18 protein-coding genes are annotated in these 18,084 nt (G+C 67.9%); 7 read left to right on the forward strand and 11 right to left on the reverse strand.

Annotated features, from left to right (window positions below):
* Positions 1–86 precede the first annotated feature (86 nt).
* On the forward strand, positions 87–1,148 hold the full coding sequence (locus DVU99_RS17340) for an NAD(P)-dependent alcohol dehydrogenase (RefSeq protein ID WP_114241489.1): 1,062 nt from the start codon (positions 87–89) through the stop codon (positions 1,146–1,148).
* Between the two features lie 70 nt (positions 1,149–1,218).
* Here DVU99_RS17340 and DVU99_RS17345 read toward each other — a convergent pair whose 3' ends face one another.
* Positions 1,219–2,991 (reverse strand): chloride channel protein, encoded by a 1,773-nt coding sequence (locus DVU99_RS17345; RefSeq protein ID WP_114241490.1) that lies wholly within the window; start codon positions 2,989–2,991, stop codon positions 1,219–1,221.
* A gap of 174 nt (positions 2,992–3,165) precedes the next feature.
* The gene (locus tag DVU99_RS17350) at positions 3,166–3,921 is read right to left on the reverse strand and encodes a YdcF family protein (RefSeq protein WP_114241491.1); all 756 of its coding nucleotides are present in this window, start codon (positions 3,919–3,921) and stop codon (positions 3,166–3,168) included.
* A 98-nt stretch (positions 3,922–4,019) separates the two neighbouring features.
* Here DVU99_RS17350 and DVU99_RS17355 point away from each other — a divergent pair, with 98 nt between their 5' ends.
* The 6 genes from DVU99_RS17355 (at position 4,020) to DVU99_RS17380 (ending at position 10,102) form a co-directional block, all read left to right on the forward strand.
* Entirely contained in the window at positions 4,020–5,450 is a 1,431-nt protein-coding gene (locus tag DVU99_RS17355) for a phospholipase (RefSeq protein ID WP_114241492.1), read from the forward strand.
* A 116-nt stretch (positions 5,451–5,566) separates the two neighbouring features.
* Positions 5,567–6,067, forward strand: a complete 501-nt coding sequence (locus DVU99_RS17360) for a hypothetical protein (protein ID WP_114241493.1) — start codon at positions 5,567–5,569, stop codon at positions 6,065–6,067.
* Positions 6,068–6,282: 215 nt separating this feature from the next.
* Complete coding sequence (locus tag DVU99_RS17365) at positions 6,283–6,837, forward strand: RNA polymerase sigma factor (protein WP_114241494.1); 555 nt, start codon at positions 6,283–6,285, stop codon at positions 6,835–6,837.
* On the forward strand, positions 6,834–7,658 hold the full coding sequence (locus DVU99_RS17370; protein WP_114241495.1) for a hypothetical protein: 825 nt from the start codon (positions 6,834–6,836) through the stop codon (positions 7,656–7,658). Before DVU99_RS17365 ends, DVU99_RS17370 begins: the two co-directional genes overlap by 4 nt.
* Positions 7,651–8,247 (forward strand): YigZ family protein, encoded by a 597-nt coding sequence (locus DVU99_RS17375; protein WP_114241496.1) that lies wholly within the window; start codon positions 7,651–7,653, stop codon positions 8,245–8,247. The genes DVU99_RS17370 and DVU99_RS17375 overlap by 8 nt, the downstream gene beginning before the upstream one ends.
* 88 nt (positions 8,248–8,335) lie before the next feature.
* Positions 8,336–10,102, forward strand: a complete 1,767-nt coding sequence (locus DVU99_RS17380) for an ABC transporter transmembrane domain-containing protein (protein ID WP_114241497.1) — start codon at positions 8,336–8,338, stop codon at positions 10,100–10,102.
* Between the two features lie 12 nt (positions 10,103–10,114).
* Here the strand turns inward: DVU99_RS17380 and DVU99_RS17385 are convergent, their stop codons facing one another.
* The 9 genes from DVU99_RS17385 to DVU99_RS17425 form a co-directional block, all read right to left on the reverse strand.
* On the reverse strand, positions 10,115–12,316 hold the full coding sequence (locus tag DVU99_RS17385; protein WP_114241498.1) for a prolyl oligopeptidase family serine peptidase: 2,202 nt from the start codon (positions 12,314–12,316) through the stop codon (positions 10,115–10,117).
* Between the two features lie 110 nt (positions 12,317–12,426).
* Complete coding sequence (locus DVU99_RS17390) at positions 12,427–13,158, reverse strand: copper homeostasis protein CutC (protein WP_114241499.1); 732 nt, start codon at positions 13,156–13,158, stop codon at positions 12,427–12,429.
* A 1-nt stretch (position 13,159) separates the two neighbouring features.
* Positions 13,160–14,179, reverse strand: a complete 1,020-nt coding sequence (locus DVU99_RS17395; protein WP_114241500.1) for a N(4)-(beta-N-acetylglucosaminyl)-L-asparaginase — start codon at positions 14,177–14,179, stop codon at positions 13,160–13,162.
* Between the two features lie 102 nt (positions 14,180–14,281).
* Positions 14,282–14,488: a cold-shock protein gene (locus tag DVU99_RS17400; RefSeq protein ID WP_019465945.1), complete on the reverse strand. Its 207-nt coding sequence runs from the start codon at positions 14,486–14,488 to the stop codon at positions 14,282–14,284.
* A 161-nt stretch (positions 14,489–14,649) separates the two neighbouring features.
* On the reverse strand, positions 14,650–15,393 hold the full coding sequence (locus tag DVU99_RS17405; protein WP_114241501.1) for an S-methyl-5'-thioinosine phosphorylase: 744 nt from the start codon (positions 15,391–15,393) through the stop codon (positions 14,650–14,652).
* An 18-nt stretch (positions 15,394–15,411) separates the two neighbouring features.
* Positions 15,412–15,972 (reverse strand): NADPH-dependent FMN reductase, encoded by a 561-nt coding sequence (locus DVU99_RS17410; protein ID WP_114241502.1) that lies wholly within the window; start codon positions 15,970–15,972, stop codon positions 15,412–15,414.
* A gap of 26 nt (positions 15,973–15,998) precedes the next feature.
* Positions 15,999–16,547 (reverse strand): hypoxanthine-guanine phosphoribosyltransferase, encoded by a 549-nt coding sequence (locus DVU99_RS17415; protein ID WP_114241503.1) that lies wholly within the window; start codon positions 16,545–16,547, stop codon positions 15,999–16,001.
* Entirely contained in the window at positions 16,544–17,566 is a 1,023-nt protein-coding gene (gene nagZ, locus DVU99_RS17420) for a beta-N-acetylhexosaminidase (RefSeq protein ID WP_114241504.1), read from the reverse strand. Before nagZ ends, DVU99_RS17415 begins: the two co-directional genes overlap by 4 nt.
* Positions 17,560–18,084: a CYTH domain-containing protein gene (locus tag DVU99_RS17425; protein WP_114241505.1), complete on the reverse strand. Its 525-nt coding sequence runs from the start codon at positions 18,082–18,084 to the stop codon at positions 17,560–17,562. The genes nagZ and DVU99_RS17425 overlap by 7 nt, the downstream gene beginning before the upstream one ends.

Below are 18,084 nucleotides of genomic sequence, written 5' to 3' on the forward strand. Positions count from 1 at the left end.
GATCTCGGAGGATCCGGCTACCGAGGCGCGCACCCGGCCGCGCATACTCCCCGCCATTGCCGTCCCCCGCCTTCCAGGAGTTACGCATGGCTCTTTCCATCCTCGGTTACGCCGCCCAGTCCGCGACCACGCCGCTCGCCCCGCACTCGTTCCAGCGCCGCGAGCCCCGTCCGGACGACGTGGTGATCGACATCCTCTACTGCGGCGTCTGCCACTCCGATATCCACCAGGCCCGCAACGAGTGGCATAGCAGCGTCTACCCGATGGTGCCGGGCCACGAGATCATTGGCCGCGTCAGCGTCGTCGGCGCCGAGGTCACCAGCTTCAAGGTCGGCGAGATGGTGGGCGTCGGCTGCATGGTCGATTCGTGCCAGCACTGCAGCGCGTGCCAGGCCGGCCTCGAGCCGTACTGCGAAAAGGGCGCCACCTGGACCTACAACGACAAGGATCGCCACGATGGCCTGCCGACGTTCGGCGGCTATTCCGAGCGTATCGTGGTGTCCGACAAGTTCGTGCTGCACATCTCCGACAAGCTGGACCCGAAGGCGGCCGCGCCGCTGTTGTGCGCCGGCATCACCAGCTGGTCCCCGCTGCGCCACTGGAAGGTCGGCAAGGACAGCAAGGTGGCCGTGATCGGCCTGGGCGGCCTGGGCCACATGGGCCTGAAGTTCGCCAAGGCGATGGGCGCCGACGTTACCCTGTTCACCCGCACCCCCGGCAAGGAAGCGGAAGCGCGTCGACTGGGCGCGGACCACGTGGTGCTGTCGACCGACCCGGCGCAGATGCAGGCGGTCGCCCGCCAGTTCGATTTCATCCTCGACACCGTGCCGTCGCAGCATGACCTCAACCCCTACCTGGCCACGCTCAACCTCAACGGCGTGCTGTGCCTGGTGGGCCTGCTCGAGCCGATCGAGCCGCCGGTGCAGGCAGGCATGGTCGTGCTCGGTCGCCGCTCGATCTCCGGCTCCGCCATCGGCGGCATCGCCGAGACGCAGGAGATGCTCGACTTCTGCGCCGAGCACGACATCGTCAGCGACATCGAGATGATCGACATCCAGAACATCAACCACGCCTACGAGCGCATGCTCAAGAGCGATGTGCGCTATCGCTTCGTGATCGACCTCGCCTCGCTGAAGAAGGCCGGCTAAGGCCGGCCTGCCCGGCTCCGGCGATTCCGCGCAGGCGGGGTCGTCGGAGCCGATCCGCGGGGCGCGGCAACTATCGGGGTACGCCCGCCGCGCGTGGCCGGAAATGCCGGCTCGCTTCACGCGCCTCGCGCAAGCGCCTTGCATGCGCCGCCAGCAGGTCTCCACGGGTGATGATGCCCACCACCCGCCGGCCATCCTGACCGCCCAGCACCACCAGCCTCCCCACGTCGGCCTCGACCATGTGGTCGGCCGCCTCGCGCAGGCTGTGATTCTCGCGAACCACCAGCGCAGGGCGATGCAGCAGGGCAGCCACAGCCTGTCCATCCTGCGCCTGCGTGCCGAGCAGGTCGCGTCGGGTCAACACGCCCAGCAGGCGGCCATCATCGTCAAGCACGGGAAACCCCTGGTGCTTCGCATTGCCATCACCGGATGACATCCAGGCACGCGCGTCGGCCACGCGCATCGAAGCGCGCAGGCTGGAAACCTGGCGACTGCACGCATCGCCCACGCTGATCCGCTCCAGGTGATCGGCGGCGTATTCCGATGGCACGCGCACGCCGCGCCTGGCGATCTTCTCGGTCATGATGGTGTTGCGCATCATCAGGCCCGACACTAGGTAAGCCGTGGCACAGGCCGCGAGCAGCGGCAACAGCCCGTGCGGCTGCTGGGTGGTTTCGAAGGCAAACACCACCGAGGCAAGGAAGGCCCGCGATGCACCGGCAAAGATCGCCGCCATGCATACCAGCGCCGCCACGCGCGGGTCCACCTGCAACCAGGGCAGCCACGTCACGCATGCCAACCCGAGCACACCGCCCAGCGCGCCGCCGATGGTGAACAGCGGTGCCAGCGTACCGCCCGACGTACCGCTGCCCAGCGCGACCGACCATGACAGCAGCTTCATCAGGCATAGCGCGAGCATGCCGCCCATGCCGATCTGCCCGGCGATCTCCGCCGCGATGTTGTTGTAGCCCACGCCCAGCGTCGCCGGCATCAGGTAGCCGACCACGCCCACCACCACGCCGCCGATCGCAGGCCACCACATCCAGTGGATCGGCAGCTTCTCGAAACCATCCTCGATGGCATAGGTGAGTTTGGTGACCCCGACGCTGGCCACGCCGGTGAGCATGCCCATGGCCATATAGGCGGCCAAAGCCGGCAGCGTCGCCACGGCCATGCCCGGCATGGGAAACATCGGCGCGCTGCCTTCGAGCATGTAGCGCAGGCCGGTGCCCATCGCCGCCGCCAGCGCCACCGGAATCAGCGAACGCGCGCGGCGTTCGAACAACAGGAGTTCAAGCGCAAGCAGCACCGCGGAGATCGGCGCGGCAAACACCGCGGCCATGCCGGCGGCCGCGCCCGACGCCAGCAGGGTCTTGCGCTCGTCCGCCGTCACGTGCAGCCACTGTCCCAGCAAGGAACCCAGTGCGCCGCCGGTGGCGATGATCGGCCCCTCCGCCCCGAACGGGCCGCCCGTACCGATGGCGATCGCCGACGACACCGGCTTCAGCCAGGTCATCCGCGGCGCAATGCGGCTTTCGTTGAGCAGCACCTGCTCCATGGCTTCGGGAATGCCATGACCCCGAATGGCCGGCGAACCCCAGCGCGCCATGCCACCGACCACCAGTCCGCCCAACACCGGCACCGCGATCACCCATGGTCCCAGGTGGTTGCCGGCCGGACTGCTGAACTGCGTGCTCCAGCGGCCGTAGAACGCCAGGTTGGTCACCAGGCCGATCAGGCCGGTAAGCGCTTGCGCAGCCAGCGCCACCAGCAGGCCCAGTGCCATCGCCAGTACGGCGATCCACAGCACACGCAGCTCCAGTGGCCGGAAATGCCGCGGCATATGCGCTGCGCTGAGCGTGGGATCCAGCGAAGGGGCGAGCGGAAGCGCCGCACGCGAGTGCGGTGGGTTGTTCGTATCGGGGGGCATCGTGAGCCGTCTGCAACGGAGGCCGCGCAGAGGTTACGCGAGTGCGGCCGCGATAGCTGGCTGGAAAATGAACGGCCTGCGGGCCACTCAAGTCGGCAACGGCGGGGCCTTGGGCGCGTTCCAGCCCATCAGGTTGTAGATGCGGTACTGCAACAGGCCCAGGTACTCGTGCAGCACCGCGTCGGTCAGCAGGTAGTTCCAGGAGTCGGGCAGCACTTCACGCCGCGTGTTCACCCAATCGCCGGCCACCGGCTGCGGCACGATGCCGAAGTGCGCGAAGTACAACAGCGCCCTGCGCAAATGAATGCCCGAGGTCACCAGCACGGTGTGCTGCGGCGCGTACTGCGCGAGCAGCGGACGGCTGAACTGGGCGTTCTGCCAGGTGGTCATGCTGCGTGTTTCCAGCATCAGGTCCTCGTTCGGAATGCCCAGCTTGCGCAACGACCGCGCGTACACCACGGACTCCGCTTCGCCGTGATCCTGCGAGTCGCCGCCGGTGACCAGCAGCTTGCACTCCCGCTGTGCCTGCTTGCAGTCGTGATAGAGCTGCGCCGCGCGCAGCACCCGGCCATCGGCGAAATAGGATGGCTGCAATGGCTCGTCGCCGGCCACCACGGTGCCCCCGCCGAGCAGCACGATCGCATTGCGCGGCGCCCACGCGATGGCGGGTTCCACGTCGTACGGGCTCTGCAGGTCGCGCAGCAGCATGCGCGGAACCGTGCCGCAGCCAACCCCGAAAAGCAGCACCAGCGTCACCACCACGCATGCCAGTCCACAACGGCGCCAACGCAAGCGGTACAGCAGGGCGGCCAGCAACAGCAGCGCAAGCAGGAGGGTAAGCATGCCGTTTCCCGGTCCGTGGACAGTCATGGCATCTTAGGGCCGACCGCCACGCGGGGCGATATGACCAATGGACGCCCGCGGCCCATCATGGAACCCGCATGACCACCCTCGTCTTCGTGCACGGCTGGAGCGTCACCAACACCTCGACCTATGGCCGCCTTCCGCTGCGCCTGCAGCAGGAGGCCGCCGCATCGGGCATGGCGTTGCGCATCGCGGATATCTGGCTCTCCGAATACGTGAGCTTCGACGACGACGTCACCATGGTCGACATCGTGCGGGCCTTCGATCACGCGCTGCGCGACCTGCACCTGCTCGACGCGAGCTTCGCGTGCATCACCCACTCCACCGGCGGACCGGTGGTGCGCGAATGGTTGCGCGCGCAGCGCGAGCGGCCGGGCGCGTTCAGCACCATCCGGCTTACCCACCTGATGATGCTGGCGCCGGCCAACTTCGGCTCGGCGCTGGCGCAATTGGGCAAGGGCGTGCTCGGTCGCCTGCGTGCCTGGGCCGATGGGGTGGAGCCGGGACAGCGCGTCCTCGACTGGCTGGAGCTCGGCAGCGCCGAATCACTTTCGCTCAACCTCGACCACATCCACGGCGACGATCCCGCGCAACGCGGCCGGTTCCTGTTCGTGCTCACCGGCGACCGTCCCGACCGCGAGCTCTACGACCACATCAACAGCTACACCGGCGAGGATGGTTCCGATGGCGTGGTGCGCATCGCCGCCGCCAACCTCAACGCCCGCCATGCGGTGCTTTCGCATACGCTCGGCAGCGCCGACGATGCATTGGCCTTGCATGTCACCCGCGCGCCGCGCACGGCTTTCAAGCTGGTCGCCGGTGCAGCGCACTCCGGCGAAGCCAAGGGCATCATGGCCAGCGCTCCCACCGAAACCGTGGACGCCTTGCTGCGCTGCCTGAGGGTGACCGATGGCGCCGCCTACGCGCAGCTGTGCGACGACTTCGACCGGGAAAACGCGCAGCGCGATGCCGACAAGGTCGAACGCGAACCGGTAGGTCCCTTCCCCGACCGCATCCACATCCATGATCCGCGCTGCCTGCTGATCGTTCGCCTCACCGATGAAAGCGGCGAAGCACTCACGGGCAGCCGGCTGCTGCTTACCGCAGGCGACCCGCCGAACCCCGACTGGATGCCCGCCGGCTTCCTGCTCGACCGCCAGGCCAACAGCCGCCAACGCCATGTGATCTCGCTGTTCCTCAACCACGCGCTGCTGGCCGGCACGCCCAGGGTGAGCAACCCTTCCGGTCGACGTACGCTGCGCGCGGCAGTCGACGCGCACCGGCCGTACGGGGCCGCCGTGCAGCCAGCCATACATCAGGGGCTGGTGCATCACCTGCAGGCCGCCACCCTGCCCGGCGACGATCTGCTGGACGTACTGGCTGCGCACCAGACCACGGTGCTCGACGTCGTGCTGCCGCGCCGCGTGCATGAAGGCGTATTCCGCTTCACCCGCAGGCTGGAGCCCGAGGACTTCAGCCTGCCTGCGCCTGGAGAAGCCATTCCCTGAGTTCGCGTGCAGGCGCGACAAAGCCCGAGGTCTTCGTTATAGTCGCAATAACTTACGACGCGTGACGGATAACGCGTATTGCCTGTCCGGGAACAGGCGCTCACAGGGAGAGGGGCATGAAGAAGCTGATCCTGCTGCTGGTACTTGCCGGCCTGGCCTGGTGGTATTTCGATGTCAGCCGTCGCATGACCGACGCGCAGATCCGCTCAGCCTACGACGACACCATCGCCGCCATGCGCCGGTTTGATGCCGACGCGCTGTGCAACCAGCTGTCGGACGACTTCTCCGGCGACGAGGTCACCCGGGAGGGCGGCAGCACCACCGAGCAGCATTACGACAAGCAGCGGCTGTGCGACCGCATCCGCAAAAGTACGGCGCTGACCCAGCGCATCAGCGCCGCCACCGGCGGCCTGGTCGAGCCGGATGTCGATGTCGAGATCAAGAACATCGAGCTGTCCAAGGACCGCAAGGAAGCCATCGTGCAAACGGTGAGCACGACCCGGCTGGGCGACATGACGCTGGGACGGGATCGCAGCACGGAGCGCCTTATCCGCCGCAACGGGCACATCCTGCGCACCGGTGGCGAATCGAAGGTGTGGGTCTACACGCCGCAATAGCATCGCCACCGTTGTCCCGAAGGCTTGCCCATGTGCCTTGGCCTTCCCGGCCTGACGGGCCTTGCCCCGATGCTTGACCCCGTTTGCGCCCGGCGTGCGTTTCACCGGTATGGACCACGCCACGACGCTTCCACCCCATGCCATCGGCTTCCCTGCCCGTGTCGCCGGTGCCTGACGCTTACCCGCACCGGCACTTTGGCTTAACCTCGCCGCCCATGGGCGCAACCGTGGACGACGACGCAACGCTGATGCTGGCCTACGCGCGAGGCGAGCCGGCGGCGTTCGACGCCCTGTATGCCCGGCACCGGGCCTCGCTGTACCGCTTCCTGCTGCGCAGTTCGGGGGATCCACGCGTAGCCGAGGAACTGTTCCAGGAAACCTGGAGCCGGGTGGTGGCTGCACGCGCCCGTTACACGCCGCAGGCCAGATTCAGCACGTGGTTGCTGCAGATCGCGCACAACCTGCTGATCGACAGCTACCGCAGGAAACGCCCGCTCGCCGGTGGCGACGAGGCCGAACGGGCGCTGGACCAGGCGACCCTGCCCGAACAGGCGCAGCCGGAGCAGATGCTGTCCGAATTCGAGCGCCGCCGCCGACTGCAACAGGCCATCGAGGCCCTGCCCGACGAACAGCGCACCGCGGTGCTGCTGCGCATGGAGAATGAACTGAGCGTGGAGGAAATCGCCCAGGTGACCGGCGTAGGGCGCGAGACCGCCAAGTCGCGCCTGCGCTATGCCATGAACCGACTGCGCGAACAGCTGGCCGAATGAACACGCATGACCACCACGACGACCTGCACGGCGAAGACGAGCTGACATCGCTCTATCGCAGCCTGCCGCGCCAGGAACCCCCGGCCGCACTCGACGAGCGCGTGCGTCGCCATGCCCACGATGCAGTGCGCCCACGGAACTGGCGACGCTGGCCAGCCGCCGCGGCCAGCGCTGCGGTCGTGGTGCTGGCTGCCGGGCTCGGCTGGCGCCTGCACGAACAGCAGCCTTGGACGTCCATGCCGGCGACCGGGACAGCCGCGCCAGCCGTAGCGGCATCGCAGGTCGCCACGCGGCAGGTGACACCACCCTCGCCAGCGAGTCATCCGGCGAACGCACGCCACGATGCCCCGGCCGATGCCGCTGCGCCCCTGGCGCCACCTGCACCGCTCACGCAAGCGATCCACCATGCACCGCTGCTTGCCGCCAAACGCCCATCCCTGCTGGCGCAGAACGTGGCCGCGCCAACCACTGCAACGCCGCCCGCTCCGGTGGCAGAGGCGCGCGCCATGGCAGCCCCCGTCGCCAGCGCGGCGGCTCCGATGGCCACCACCGCACAGGCGCCCAGCCTGCCGCTCCATCGCTACACCGCCGGCCCCATCGCGCCGGTCGAGGCCATCGCGCCCGCAGCACCCGCGCCGGCTGTCGACCCCGCCGCATCCAGTCCCAACGACACGCCGGCGCAGGAACTGGACAAGATCCGCCTGCTGTTCGCCCAGCATCGCCGCCCGGAGGCGTTGCAGCGACTGCACGATTTCCAGCAGGCTCATCCGGGCGCGCCCCTGCCCGATGACCTGCACCAGCAGTTGCCACCGCATGACTGACACGCTGTACACCCTCGCCGCCGCCTGCCAGCACGCCGAGGACATCAAGAAAAGTCGTTTCCTCGCCCAGGCCGCCCCGGTGCAGACGCCCGAACAGGCGCTGGCCTTCGTGCGCGCGGTGGGCGACCCGGCCGCCACGCACAATTGCTGGGCGTATCGCATCGGCCAGGACTATCGTTTCAACGACGATGGCGAACCGGGCGGCACCGCGGGGCGACCGATCCTGCAGGCCATCGAGGGCCAGGGCATCGATCGCGCCGTGGTGGTGGTCACGCGCTGGTACGGCGGCATCAAGCTTGGCGCCGGGGGACTGGTGCGCGCGTACGGCGGCACCGCGGCCGAATGCCTGCGCCGAGCCGAACGCGTGCCGATCGTGGCGATGGCCCGTCTGGGACTGCGTTGCGACTTCGCCGAGCTGGCCCTGCTGAAGGCTCGCCTGCGCGAGCTCGACGCCGCCATCGTGCACGAGCAGTTCGACGCTGACGGCGTGCAGCTGGAGATCCAATTGCCGGCGAACCGCGCGGAGGAAGCGCAGTCCCGCGTCAGCGACATAAGCCGCGGACGCTACGAGGCGCGCCCGCTGGATTGATATCGTTGGCCGGTTGCCCCACGTTGGCAGGGTTGCGGCCTGCGCCAGGCGCCGCGCACCACCTCCACGCCACCGCCCGCGAGTGCCCATGAGCGATACCGTCACGCCACGTCCCAACCGCCGTCTCGGTACCCTGCTCCAACTGTGGCCCTTCCTCAAGCCACATCGGGCACTGGCGCTGGGCTGGCTGCTGTTCCTTGGCATCTCCTCCACGGCCACGCTGGTGCTGCCGATGGCGGTACGGCACATGATCGACCAGGGCTTCGGTCATTCCAGCGCCGCGGCGATCAACACCACCTTCCTTGGCCTGTTCGGCGTGGCGCTGGTACTCGCCTTCGCCACCGCGGCGCGCTACTACTGCATCACCCTGCTGGGCGAACGCGCGCTGGCCTCGCTGCGCAGCAAGCTGTATGCGCACGTGATCCGCCTGGACGTGGGCTTTTTCGAACGCAGCCGCGTAGGCGAGCTGATCTCCCGGCTCGGTACCGACACCGAGGTGATCCAGGCCTTGATCGGCTCGGGCATCTCGGTCGCCCTGCGCAGCGCGGTGATGCTGCTGGGCGCCACCGCGATGATGGTCTGGACCAGTCCACGCCTGGCCGGCCTCACCGCGCTGGTGATTCCCGCGGTGATGCTGCCCATCCTGGTGTTCGGTCGCCGCGTGCAGAAGCTCTCTCGCGCCAGCCAGGACCGCCTCGCCGACGCCTCGGCCATCGCCAACGAAACGCTCAATGCGGCTCCGGCGGTGAAGGCCTATGCGCGCGAGGACATCGAAAGCACGCGCTACGGCGGCGCCATCACCCGCGCACTGGCCACCGCACGCAAGCGCATCGGCATGCGCTCGGTGCTTACCGCCGCGGTGATCGTGCTGTTCTTCGGCGCCATCACCCTGGTGCTGTGGGCCGGCGCCCGCGATGTGCTGGCGGGCACGCTGGGCGTCGGCGTGCTGGGCCAGTTCGTGCTGTACGCGTTCTTCGCCGCCGGCTCGCTGGCCGGGCTGTCCGAGGTGTGGGGCGACGTGCTGCGCGCGGCCGGCGCCATGGAGCGCATCGGCGCACTGTTCGGCGAGCAGGCGCAGATCACCAGCCCGGCCCCGCCCACCCCGCTGCCCAGGCCGATGCAGGGCGCGCTGCGCTTCGACGACGTGGGCGTCCACTACCCCAGCCGCCCGGATGCACCGGCGCTGTACGACTTCAACCTGGATATCCGCCCCGGCGAAACAGTGGCCCTGGTCGGGCCTTCGGGCGCGGGCAAGAGCACCGTGTTCACCCTGCTGCTGCGCTTCTACGATCCGCAGCGCGGACGCATCACGCTCGACGGCGTGGACCTGCGTGCGCTGTCGCTCCCCGAACTGCGCGGCGCGATCGCGCTGGTGCCGCAGGAAACGGTGATCTTCAGCGGCAGCGCGGCCGACAACATCCGCTTCGGCCGCCAGGATGCGGGCGACGACGAAGTACGCGACGCCGCGCGCGCGGCCGAGGCCAACGATTTCATCAGCGCGCTGGGCAACGGCTACGACGAGGAGCTGGGCGAGCGTGGCGTGCGCCTTTCGGGGGGACAGCGCCAGCGCATCGCCATCGCACGCGCCATCCTGCGCGACGCGCCCTTGCTGCTGCTCGATGAAGCCACGTCCGCGCTAGACGCCCAGTCCGAGGCGGCCATCCAGCAGGCGCTGGAACGGCTGGAGAAAGGCCGCACCACCCTGGTGATCGCCCATCGCCTGGCCACCGTGCAGCGCGCCGACCGCATCGTGGTGATGGACGGCGGCCGCATCGTGGCACAGGGCACGCACCAGAGCCTGCTCGCCGAAGGCGGCTTGTACGCGGAGCTGGCCAGGCTGCAATTCACCGCCTGACCCGCCCACCGCTTACGGCCCCTTGTCCTCCGCCACGGCTGGCGCTGCGGCGTTGCCCGCGCGCGGCTGCCAGCCCGGCACGCCACCGTGCCACAGGATGAAGGTGATCATGTCGGCCACCAGTGCATCGGTCTGCGTCTTGGTCGAGCCGATGCCATGCCCGGCCTGCTCATCCACCCGCAGCAGTACCGGCGCACGCGTGCCGCTGGCGCGCAGGCGCGCCGTCAGTTTTGCTGGCTCCCATGACGGCACGCGCGGATCATTGAGGCCGGTAGTGATGAGCACGGGCGGGTATGAGGTGCCGTCCTTCACGTTGAAGTAGCTGTCCATCACCAGCAGGTTGCGGAATCCGTCCTGCGTTTTCACCGTGCCGAACTCGGGAATGTTCGGCACGCCGTTGGAGAAGAATTCCTGCCGCACGGTATTGGCGGCGGGCACCATGTCGATCACGCCGGCAAACAGTTCCGGACGCTCTTCCATCGCACGGCCCATGGTGATGCCGCCCGCTGAGCCACCCATGATGAAGAGCTTGTCGCGCGAGGTGTAGCCGCGTGCAACCAGGTCTTCCCCGCAGGCGATCAGGTCGCGCCAGGTATTGGGCTTGTTGGCGTCCTTGCCACCCAGCCGCCAGTTCTCGCCCAACTCGCCACCGCCACGGACATGGCAGACGGCAAAGGCAATGTCCTGCTTGAGGATCATCGCCCAGCGGGCGCTGAAGGCGGGAAACTGGGCAATGCCGTACGAACCGTAGGCATACAGCAGCAACAGCTGCGGTCGCCGTGCGCCACGGTTCTCGACATAGCTCAGCGGCACCGCCGTGCCGTCCTTGGCCTTGGCCGTGAGGTCGGAGACGACGAAGGCGGCCGGGTTGTAGCCAGGCGGCACGCGACCAAGCCGCAGGTCATCGAGGCGTCCCGTCGACGGATCGTAGGCAAACGTCGTGTTGGGCGTGACCCAGCTGTCCAGCGCGAGCACCGCACCGGCGGCGCGTGGGTCCGTGGTCAGCCCGTTGACCGAGCCCTTGATGGGCAAGGCGATCGACTGCTCGGGACCGCCATCGAGCGGCACCTTGAACAGTTCGGAATACACACCCCGGCGCGCATACACATACAGACCGTCGGACGCCGCCGCGATGCCTTCGATGACGCGATCGGGCCGCGCCGCTACCAGCGTGCTCGCTGCCGCCAATGGCTGGCCCGCCTTGAGCGCCAGCACCTTGAAGGTCGGCGCATCCTTGTGCGACAGCAAGAAGAGCCGATCCTTCACCATGTCGACGGCGGTGATGCCATCGTCGCGCACCGCGAGCCGCGTCCATGGCGCCGCCGGGTCGGTGGCGCTGGCGGCATCCACCGTCCACAGGTCCATTTCGCTCTGCGTGCCATTGATCACCTGCGCCGTCGCCACGCTCGCACCAGGCCGCGTCACCACAAACGGGAACATTTCCGCCGGTACCGTCACTTTGCCGGTGGACGGGCCGCCCATCAGCACGACCGGCGCGCTCTTCATGTCCCACCGCACGTTGCGCGTGTGCAGGTATTTGTCCGATTCGGGCGCGCCCGGCGCGAGCTTCGACTGCAGCAACACGAACAGCTGGCGGCTGTCGTCGGTCCAGCCGGTGACGCCGAAGCGCGCAAGCTCCAGCGGGCCGGCGATCGGCTTGCCCGTCGCCACGTCGTAGACGAACAGCGAGGCGTCTTCCGATCCACCCGACGAGATGCCCACGGCTACCTTGGACGCATCCGGCGACGGTGCGAAGTAGTTGATCGCCTGGGGCTCGCCACCGTGCAGGCGGCGCAGCGCCTGCACGTCGACCAGCTTGCGGGCCTTGCCACTGGCATCGCGCGTCCACAGGTCGAAGCTGTCGGCGCCCTCGCTGCGTTCCTCGTAGAACAGCACGCCCTGCACTCGCTGTGCGTGCATCACGATGGCAAACGCGCCAGTGAAATCGGACATCTGCCTGACCAGCGCCGCATGCCCTGGAATGGAGTCGAGCACGGCCGCCGTGTAACGGCCTTCGGCCTTGATCCAGGCCACCACCTCCGGATCCCCGACTTTTTCCATGTACCGATACGGGTCGGTCAGCGTAGTGCCGAAGTAGGTATCGCTGACCGGGCGCTTCGGAGGTGCCGGCGGCGGCGAGAGTTGTTGCGCAACCACCAGACCGGCCAGCAGCGCACAGAGCAGCACGGGGAAAAGCCGTTGAAGGAGCCTCATGACGCGACCCTCGGCAGGATGGCCCGCCGAGCGTACGCCCCGGCCTACCCGCTTCAATCAGGCCTTTGGCGTAGGAAACTACCTACACGCAAGAATATGCCGCTGGCGACTCAGGCGTTTGCCAGGGCGTGCACGAGGCGACGGACTTCATCGGCGCCGGTGCGGGTTTCGCCGCCGATCATGTCCAGCTCATCCGCCGGCTGATGCCGCATGCGCGAAGGCAGCACGCGCTTGGCCGAGGCATGGTACTCGCGAGCTCCGCTCTGCTGCACGAGGCTGGCGATATTGCCGGCCTGGATGCCGGCGCCGGGCATCACGCCGACGCGTCCGGCGGCCTGATCGATCAGCCGGCGGATCTGGCCGGCACCCTCCAGTGCCGAGCGCCGCCCGCCCGAAGTGAGTACGCGCTCGGCGCCCAGGGCGATCACCGCCTCCAGCGCCGTCGATTGGTCGGGCACCAGATCGAAGGCGCGATGGAAGGTGATGCCCATGCGTCCAGCCGCGGCGACCAGTTCACTGCAACGGGCACCATCGACCTGGCCATCGGCGTCGAGCACGCCGAGCACCACGCCGTCGCAACCCAAGGCCGCGCAGGCCTCGATGTCGCGATGCATGGTCGCCAGTTCCTGCGGGCTGTAAAGGAAGTCGCCGGCACGCGGACGGATCAACACGTACAACGGCAGTGCCACCTGCTCGCGCACCAGGGCGATCTCGCCGTGCGAGGGTGTCAGTCCACCCGCCTCCAGTGCCGTGCACAACTCGATGCGCCCCGCACCACCGGCCTGCGCGGCCAGGGCCGAGGCCAACGAATTGGCCGCCACTTCGAGCAGGCGCGCCGTCATCTCAGAACGCGCTCTTGGACGGTAGCAAGCCATCCTGGCGCCGGGCATCGCATACGGCGTAGGAGAAGCCGGGCTGGATCGCGAATGCCCCCACCTCGCCGTGGCGGTTCATGGCGAGGAAGCCGACCTGCAAGTCCTTCGAGGCGTTGGGACGTTTCTTGACGATGCGCATCACCGCTTCCTGGCAGGCCTGCTGCGGCGTGCGTCCCTGGCGCATCAGTTCCACCACCAGGAAGCTGCCTGCGTTGCGGATCACTTCCTCGCCGACCCCGGTGGACGTGGCCGCACCCACCTCGCCATCCACGTACAGGCCAGCGCCGATGATCGGGCTGTCACCGACGCGGCCGCGCATCTTCCACGCCATGCCGCTGGTGGTGCAGGCGCCGGCCAGGCGCCCGTTCGCATCGATGGCCAGCATGCCGATGGTGTCGTGGTTGTCCTTGCCGCCGGGCATGCCGGTCTTGCCGTAGTCGCGCACTTCGCTGTTGATCGATGGCTGGTAGTGGGCGCTCTTCAGCCACTCCTTCCATGCCTGCTCGGATTGGGGCGTAAGCAACTCTTCCTTCGTGAAGCCCTGCTCCAGCGCAAACTGCAGCGCACCGTCGCCGACCAGCAGCACGTGCGGCGTGTTCTCCATCACCCGGCGCGCCACCTGGATGGGATGGGCGATGTGCTCCAGCGCGGCCACCGCACCGCAGCTGCCGTCGGCATCCATGATGCTGGCGTCCAGCGTCACGTGGCCATCGCGGTCCGGATAGCCGGCGCGGCCAACGCTGTGATTCTTGAGGTCGGCCTCTGGCACCATCACGCCGGCCTCCACTGCATCGAGGGCATGGCCGCCCTTGTCCAACACGGCCCAGGCGGCCTGGTTGGCCGCCACGCCAAAGTCCCAGGTGGAAATGACGCGTGCGCCGCTGTCGCCCTTGCCCGCGGCCGACACGGTGGCTTCGGCCTGGCCGGCCAGCGCCAGCGTGGAAGCCCCCAGCAAGGAGGCTTTCAGGAAATCTCTACGGTCTGCCATGGTGGTTCCGTTGTCAGCTGCAGGCAAAAAGAAGCCCCGCGCCTTGCGACGCGGGGCTTCCCTGTTACATCGATGACCGGCGCGCGCGCCGGCTCGCCGAGATCAACCAGCGATCTCGACGCCCGAAGCCTGGGCGCCCTTCGGACCCGTGGTGACTTCGAACTTCACGCGCTGACCTTCCTGCAGGCTGCGAAAGCCCTTGGCGTTGATCGCCGAAAAGTGGACGAACACGTCCTCCCCACCGTCCTCGGGCGCGATGAAGCCGAAACCCTTGGCGTCGTTGAACCACTTGACCGTACCGAAACGCATTGCGTGAACCTCTGAATCATGGACTGGATGCACCACGGTATAGCGCTGAACCACCTTGACCCCTTGGTCCGCCGCCCCTGGCACAGCGGAAGTATCAACATGTTTCATGGCAAAGCGCAATATGGTCTTCGGTTTGACACGATTAAAACCCAAACCGCTGCTCAGCTTTTGAGCAAAACGCCGAGGATGCGGGGTACTTCGGCAGTGGCTGCCGCCAGATGGGCGAAGATTTCTTCGATGCTGATCTCCGCCTCGTCCCCGCAGCCTGCGGCAAAATTCGCCACCAGTGCCAGGCAGGCATATTCGAGATCCAGTTCGCGGGCGAGCACCGCCTCGGGCATGCCGGTCATGCCGACCAGGTCGCAGCCATCGCGCTTCATGCGGGCGATTTCGGCGCGGGTTTCCAGGCGTGGCCCCTGGGTGGCGCCGTAGCAGCCACCATCGATGGCGGCGACCCCCGCACCCGCGGCTGCCGCCAGCAGGCTCCTGCGCAAGGTCTCGGTGTAAGGCTCGCTGAAGTCGATGTGACGGACCTCGGCGCCTTCCACGTCGCAATAACTCGTATAACGGCCGTAGGTGTAATCGATGATCTGGTCGGGCACTACGATGACGCGCGGCCCCATATCGGCACGGATGCCGCCGACGGCGTTGACGCCGATCACCCTGCGTGCGCCCAGCGAATGCAGTGCCCACAGGTTGGCGCGATAGTTCACCCGGTGCGGGGGCACCGTGTGGCTTTCGCCGTGGCGGGCCAGGAAGGCCACGCGACGACCGGCAAAGTCGCCGATCACCACGTCGCCCGACGCCGCGCCGAACGGCGTGTCGATGCTATGGCGCGAAGTGTTCTCGAGGCCAGGGAAGTTGTACAAGCCGCTGCCGCCGATGACAGCCAGATCGATAGTCACGGATCGTTCCTGTTTCAATTAGAAGTCCTTCGCCGTCGCGGCGAGCCGCTCGGCAAAACCTTGCAGGTGGCGGCCCAACGCGTCGCGCGTGCGCTCGTCGGCCAACCGCCCGTCGATGATCTTGGTATGGGCCTGGAACACCAGCACGTCGCCTTGCGGTTCGGTGCGGGCGCCGGCCCGGCGCAATACCAGCCGCAGCTGGTCCTGCGCACGCACGGTGCCGGTGATGCCCGGGCTGGCGCCGATGATGCACACCGTCTTGCCGGCCAGCGGTGCCTGCTTGCGCGCCTTGCCGGAGCGCGAGGCCCAGTCGACAGCATTCTTCAGCACGCCGGTGATACCACCGTTGTATTCGGGACAGGCCAGCAGCAGGCCGTCGGCTTGTTCGATCGCCCGCTTCAGCGCCTCGACGGCCGGCGGATCGCCCTGCTCTTCCACGTCCTGGTCGAACAGCGGCAGTTCGTGCAGGCGATGCACCTGGATGTTCATGCCTGCCGGAGCCAGCTCCTGCGCAGCGTGCAGCAGGGCTGTATTGAACGAGGCCTGCCGCAGGCTGCCGGAAATGCCGAGGATGTTCATGTACCCGTTCCCTGTCCGAGTCCGGCTTACTTCAGCGCGTAGATGCCAGGCAGGTTACGGCCCTGCTCGTGAAAATCCATGCCGAAGCCGAACACATAGCGATCCGGCAGTTCGACGCCGTTGAAGTCCGAGGCGATGCCTTCCACCAGGCGGTCGTGCTGCTTGGTGCACAGGCTGGCGATCAGTACGCGACGGGCGCCGCGGCGCAGGCAGTCGTCACGCACCGCCTTGAGCGTATGCCCCTCGTCGAGGATGTCGTCGACCAGCAACACCGTGCGGCCCGCCAGTTCCGCCGCCGGCTCGCGTAGCCAATGCAGCTCGCTGCCGGAGGTGGCGCCACGGTAACGCGTGGCATGCACGTAATCGAACTCCACGTCGGTGCGGATGGCCAGCGCCAGGTGGCCGGCGAAGATCAGCGCGCCGTTCATCACCGTAAGGAATACGGCGCGCTCGCCATCCAGCGATGCGTCGATGCGGCGGCCCATGTCGGCGATCACCGATTCGAGCTCGGCGCGATCGAACAGCAGGTCGGCGTCGGCGAGGGCCGAGGCCAGCGAGGGGGTGTCTTTGCTCATGCCGGGTTGGATCCTTCGGCGCCGTTCAGCGCCGTGATGCGCGCGATGAAACGGTCGCGCTGCGGGTTGTCGGTCAGGCCCTCCCAGGTGGAGGCCACGTTGCCACGCAGGGCACCGAGGCGCTCGGGCGAGCTGGCGGGACGGTCGCGGACGGCGGCGATGGCCTCGTCCACCACGTCGGGGAAACAGGCCAGCACCAGGTCGCAGCCAGCATCGAGGTGGGCGCTGACACGCGCCGCCACGCCGCCGGCGGCACCCGCCGCGGCCATGCTGATGTCGTCGCTGATCACCGTGCCGTTGAAGCCGAGCTCGCCGCGCAGGACGTCGCCGATCCAGCGCCGCGAGAAGCCGGCCGGCTGCGCATCCACTTCGGGGTAGATCACGTGCGCCACCATCACCGCCTCGGCGTGGGCGGCCATGCCCTCCACGAAGGGCAGCAGGTCGTTGCGCCGGACCTCATCGAGCGGGCGCGGATCGATCGCCGCGGCCTTGTGGGTGTCCACGGCCACCGAGCCGTGTCCCGGGAAATGCTTCAGCACCGCCGCCATGCCACCCAGATGCATGCCACGCACGTAGGCCTGGGTCAGCTCGGCGGTGACAGCCGGGTCGGCATGGAACGCACGAGGACCGATGGCCGCATTGCCGCGGGCCAGGTCGACCACCGGCGCAAAACTGAAATCCACGCCGCTCGCGCGCAGCTCGCTGGACATCACCCAGGCGTGCTCCTCGGCCAGGCGGATCGCGTTATCGGCATCCTGCTCGTAGAGCGCACCGATGGCCGACAGCGGCGGCAGGCGGGTGAAGCCGTCGCGGAAACGCTGTACCGGGCCGCCTTCCTGATCGACGGCAATCAGCATGTGCTCGCCCCCCACCTCGCGGATCGCATCGACCAGCGCCATCAGCTGATCGCGCGAGGCGAAGTTGCGTGAGAACAACACGACGCCGGATACACCGTGCGCCGTCAGCCATGCATGCTCCGAAGGCGCCAGCGTGGTGCCGGCCAGGCCGATCATCAGCATGACAGCGGTTCCACGGCGTTGCGCTCGTCCTCGCTCCAGTGGGCGTAGGGATGATCGATCAGATTGACGTTGTAGTAACGCGGCAGATGACTCACCTCGCGACCCAGCCAGCTGGGCCGCGGAAACGCTTCGTCCGGTGCGTCCAGCTCCACCTCGGCCACCACCAGGCCAGCGTTGTCGCCGAAGAACTCGTCGACCTCGAACAGCGTGCCTTCCACCGTGACGTAGTGGCGGATCTTCTCCAGCACGCCGTCGCACAGCGTCGCCAGCATCTGCTCGGCATCAGCCAGCGGCACTGGGTATTCGAACTCGGCGCGCTCGATGCCCAGCTGGGCGGACTTGATGTTCAGCCACGCGCGCTCGCCGCTGCGACGCACGCGCACCGAGGAACGTGCGTAACCGTCGCGCAGCGCCTGCGCACTGACCAGGTAACCCTGGGCAATGCGCTCGCTGCGCGTCGCCGCATCGCGCCAGCCATCGCCGCGCAGGAGGAATTTGCGTTCGATCTCAATACCCAT

Origin of the sequence: Dyella sp. C9 (assembly GCF_003332825.1) — a bacterium.
GTDB lineage: Bacteria > Pseudomonadota > Gammaproteobacteria > Xanthomonadales > Rhodanobacteraceae > Dyella.

What these genes read in the sequence shown, in the direction of transcription:
- DVU99_RS17340 (WP_114241489.1), top strand. Translation starts at nt 87, where the DNA reads ATGGCTCTTTCCATCCTCGGTTACGCCGCCCAGTCCGCGACCACGCCG.
- DVU99_RS17425 (WP_114241505.1), bottom strand. Translation starts at nt 18,084, where the DNA reads ATGGGTATTGAGATCGAACGCAAATTCCTCCTGCGCGGCGATGGCTGG.
- DVU99_RS17400 (WP_019465945.1), bottom strand. Translation starts at nt 14,488, where the DNA reads ATGCGTTTCGGTACGGTCAAGTGGTTCAACGACGCCAAGGGTTTCGGC.
- DVU99_RS17370 (WP_114241495.1), top strand. Translation starts at nt 6,834, where the DNA reads ATGAACACGCATGACCACCACGACGACCTGCACGGCGAAGACGAGCTG.
- DVU99_RS17350 (WP_114241491.1), bottom strand. Translation starts at nt 3,921, where the DNA reads ATGCTTACCCTCCTGCTTGCGCTGCTGTTGCTGGCCGCCCTGCTGTAC.
- DVU99_RS17410 (WP_114241502.1), bottom strand. Translation starts at nt 15,972, where the DNA reads ATGAACATCCTCGGCATTTCCGGCAGCCTGCGGCAGGCCTCGTTCAAT.
- DVU99_RS17395 (WP_114241500.1), bottom strand. Translation starts at nt 14,179, where the DNA reads ATGGCAGACCGTAGAGATTTCCTGAAAGCCTCCTTGCTGGGGGCTTCC.
- DVU99_RS17360 (WP_114241493.1), top strand. Translation starts at nt 5,567, where the DNA reads ATGAAGAAGCTGATCCTGCTGCTGGTACTTGCCGGCCTGGCCTGGTGG.
- DVU99_RS17365 (WP_114241494.1), top strand. Translation starts at nt 6,283, where the DNA reads ATGGGCGCAACCGTGGACGACGACGCAACGCTGATGCTGGCCTACGCG.
- DVU99_RS17385 (WP_114241498.1), bottom strand. Translation starts at nt 12,316, where the DNA reads ATGAGGCTCCTTCAACGGCTTTTCCCCGTGCTGCTCTGTGCGCTGCTG.
- DVU99_RS17355 (WP_114241492.1), top strand. Translation starts at nt 4,020, where the DNA reads ATGACCACCCTCGTCTTCGTGCACGGCTGGAGCGTCACCAACACCTCG.
- DVU99_RS17415 (WP_114241503.1), bottom strand. Translation starts at nt 16,547, where the DNA reads ATGAGCAAAGACACCCCCTCGCTGGCCTCGGCCCTCGCCGACGCCGAC.
- DVU99_RS17345 (WP_114241490.1), bottom strand. Translation starts at nt 2,991, where the DNA reads ATGCCGCGGCATTTCCGGCCACTGGAGCTGCGTGTGCTGTGGATCGCC.
- nagZ (WP_114241504.1), bottom strand. Translation starts at nt 17,566, where the DNA reads ATGCTGATGATCGGCCTGGCCGGCACCACGCTGGCGCCTTCGGAGCAT.
- DVU99_RS17375 (WP_114241496.1), top strand. Translation starts at nt 7,651, where the DNA reads ATGACTGACACGCTGTACACCCTCGCCGCCGCCTGCCAGCACGCCGAG.
- DVU99_RS17390 (WP_114241499.1), bottom strand. Translation starts at nt 13,158, where the DNA reads ATGACGGCGCGCCTGCTCGAAGTGGCGGCCAATTCGTTGGCCTCGGCC.
- DVU99_RS17380 (WP_114241497.1), top strand. Translation starts at nt 8,336, where the DNA reads ATGAGCGATACCGTCACGCCACGTCCCAACCGCCGTCTCGGTACCCTG.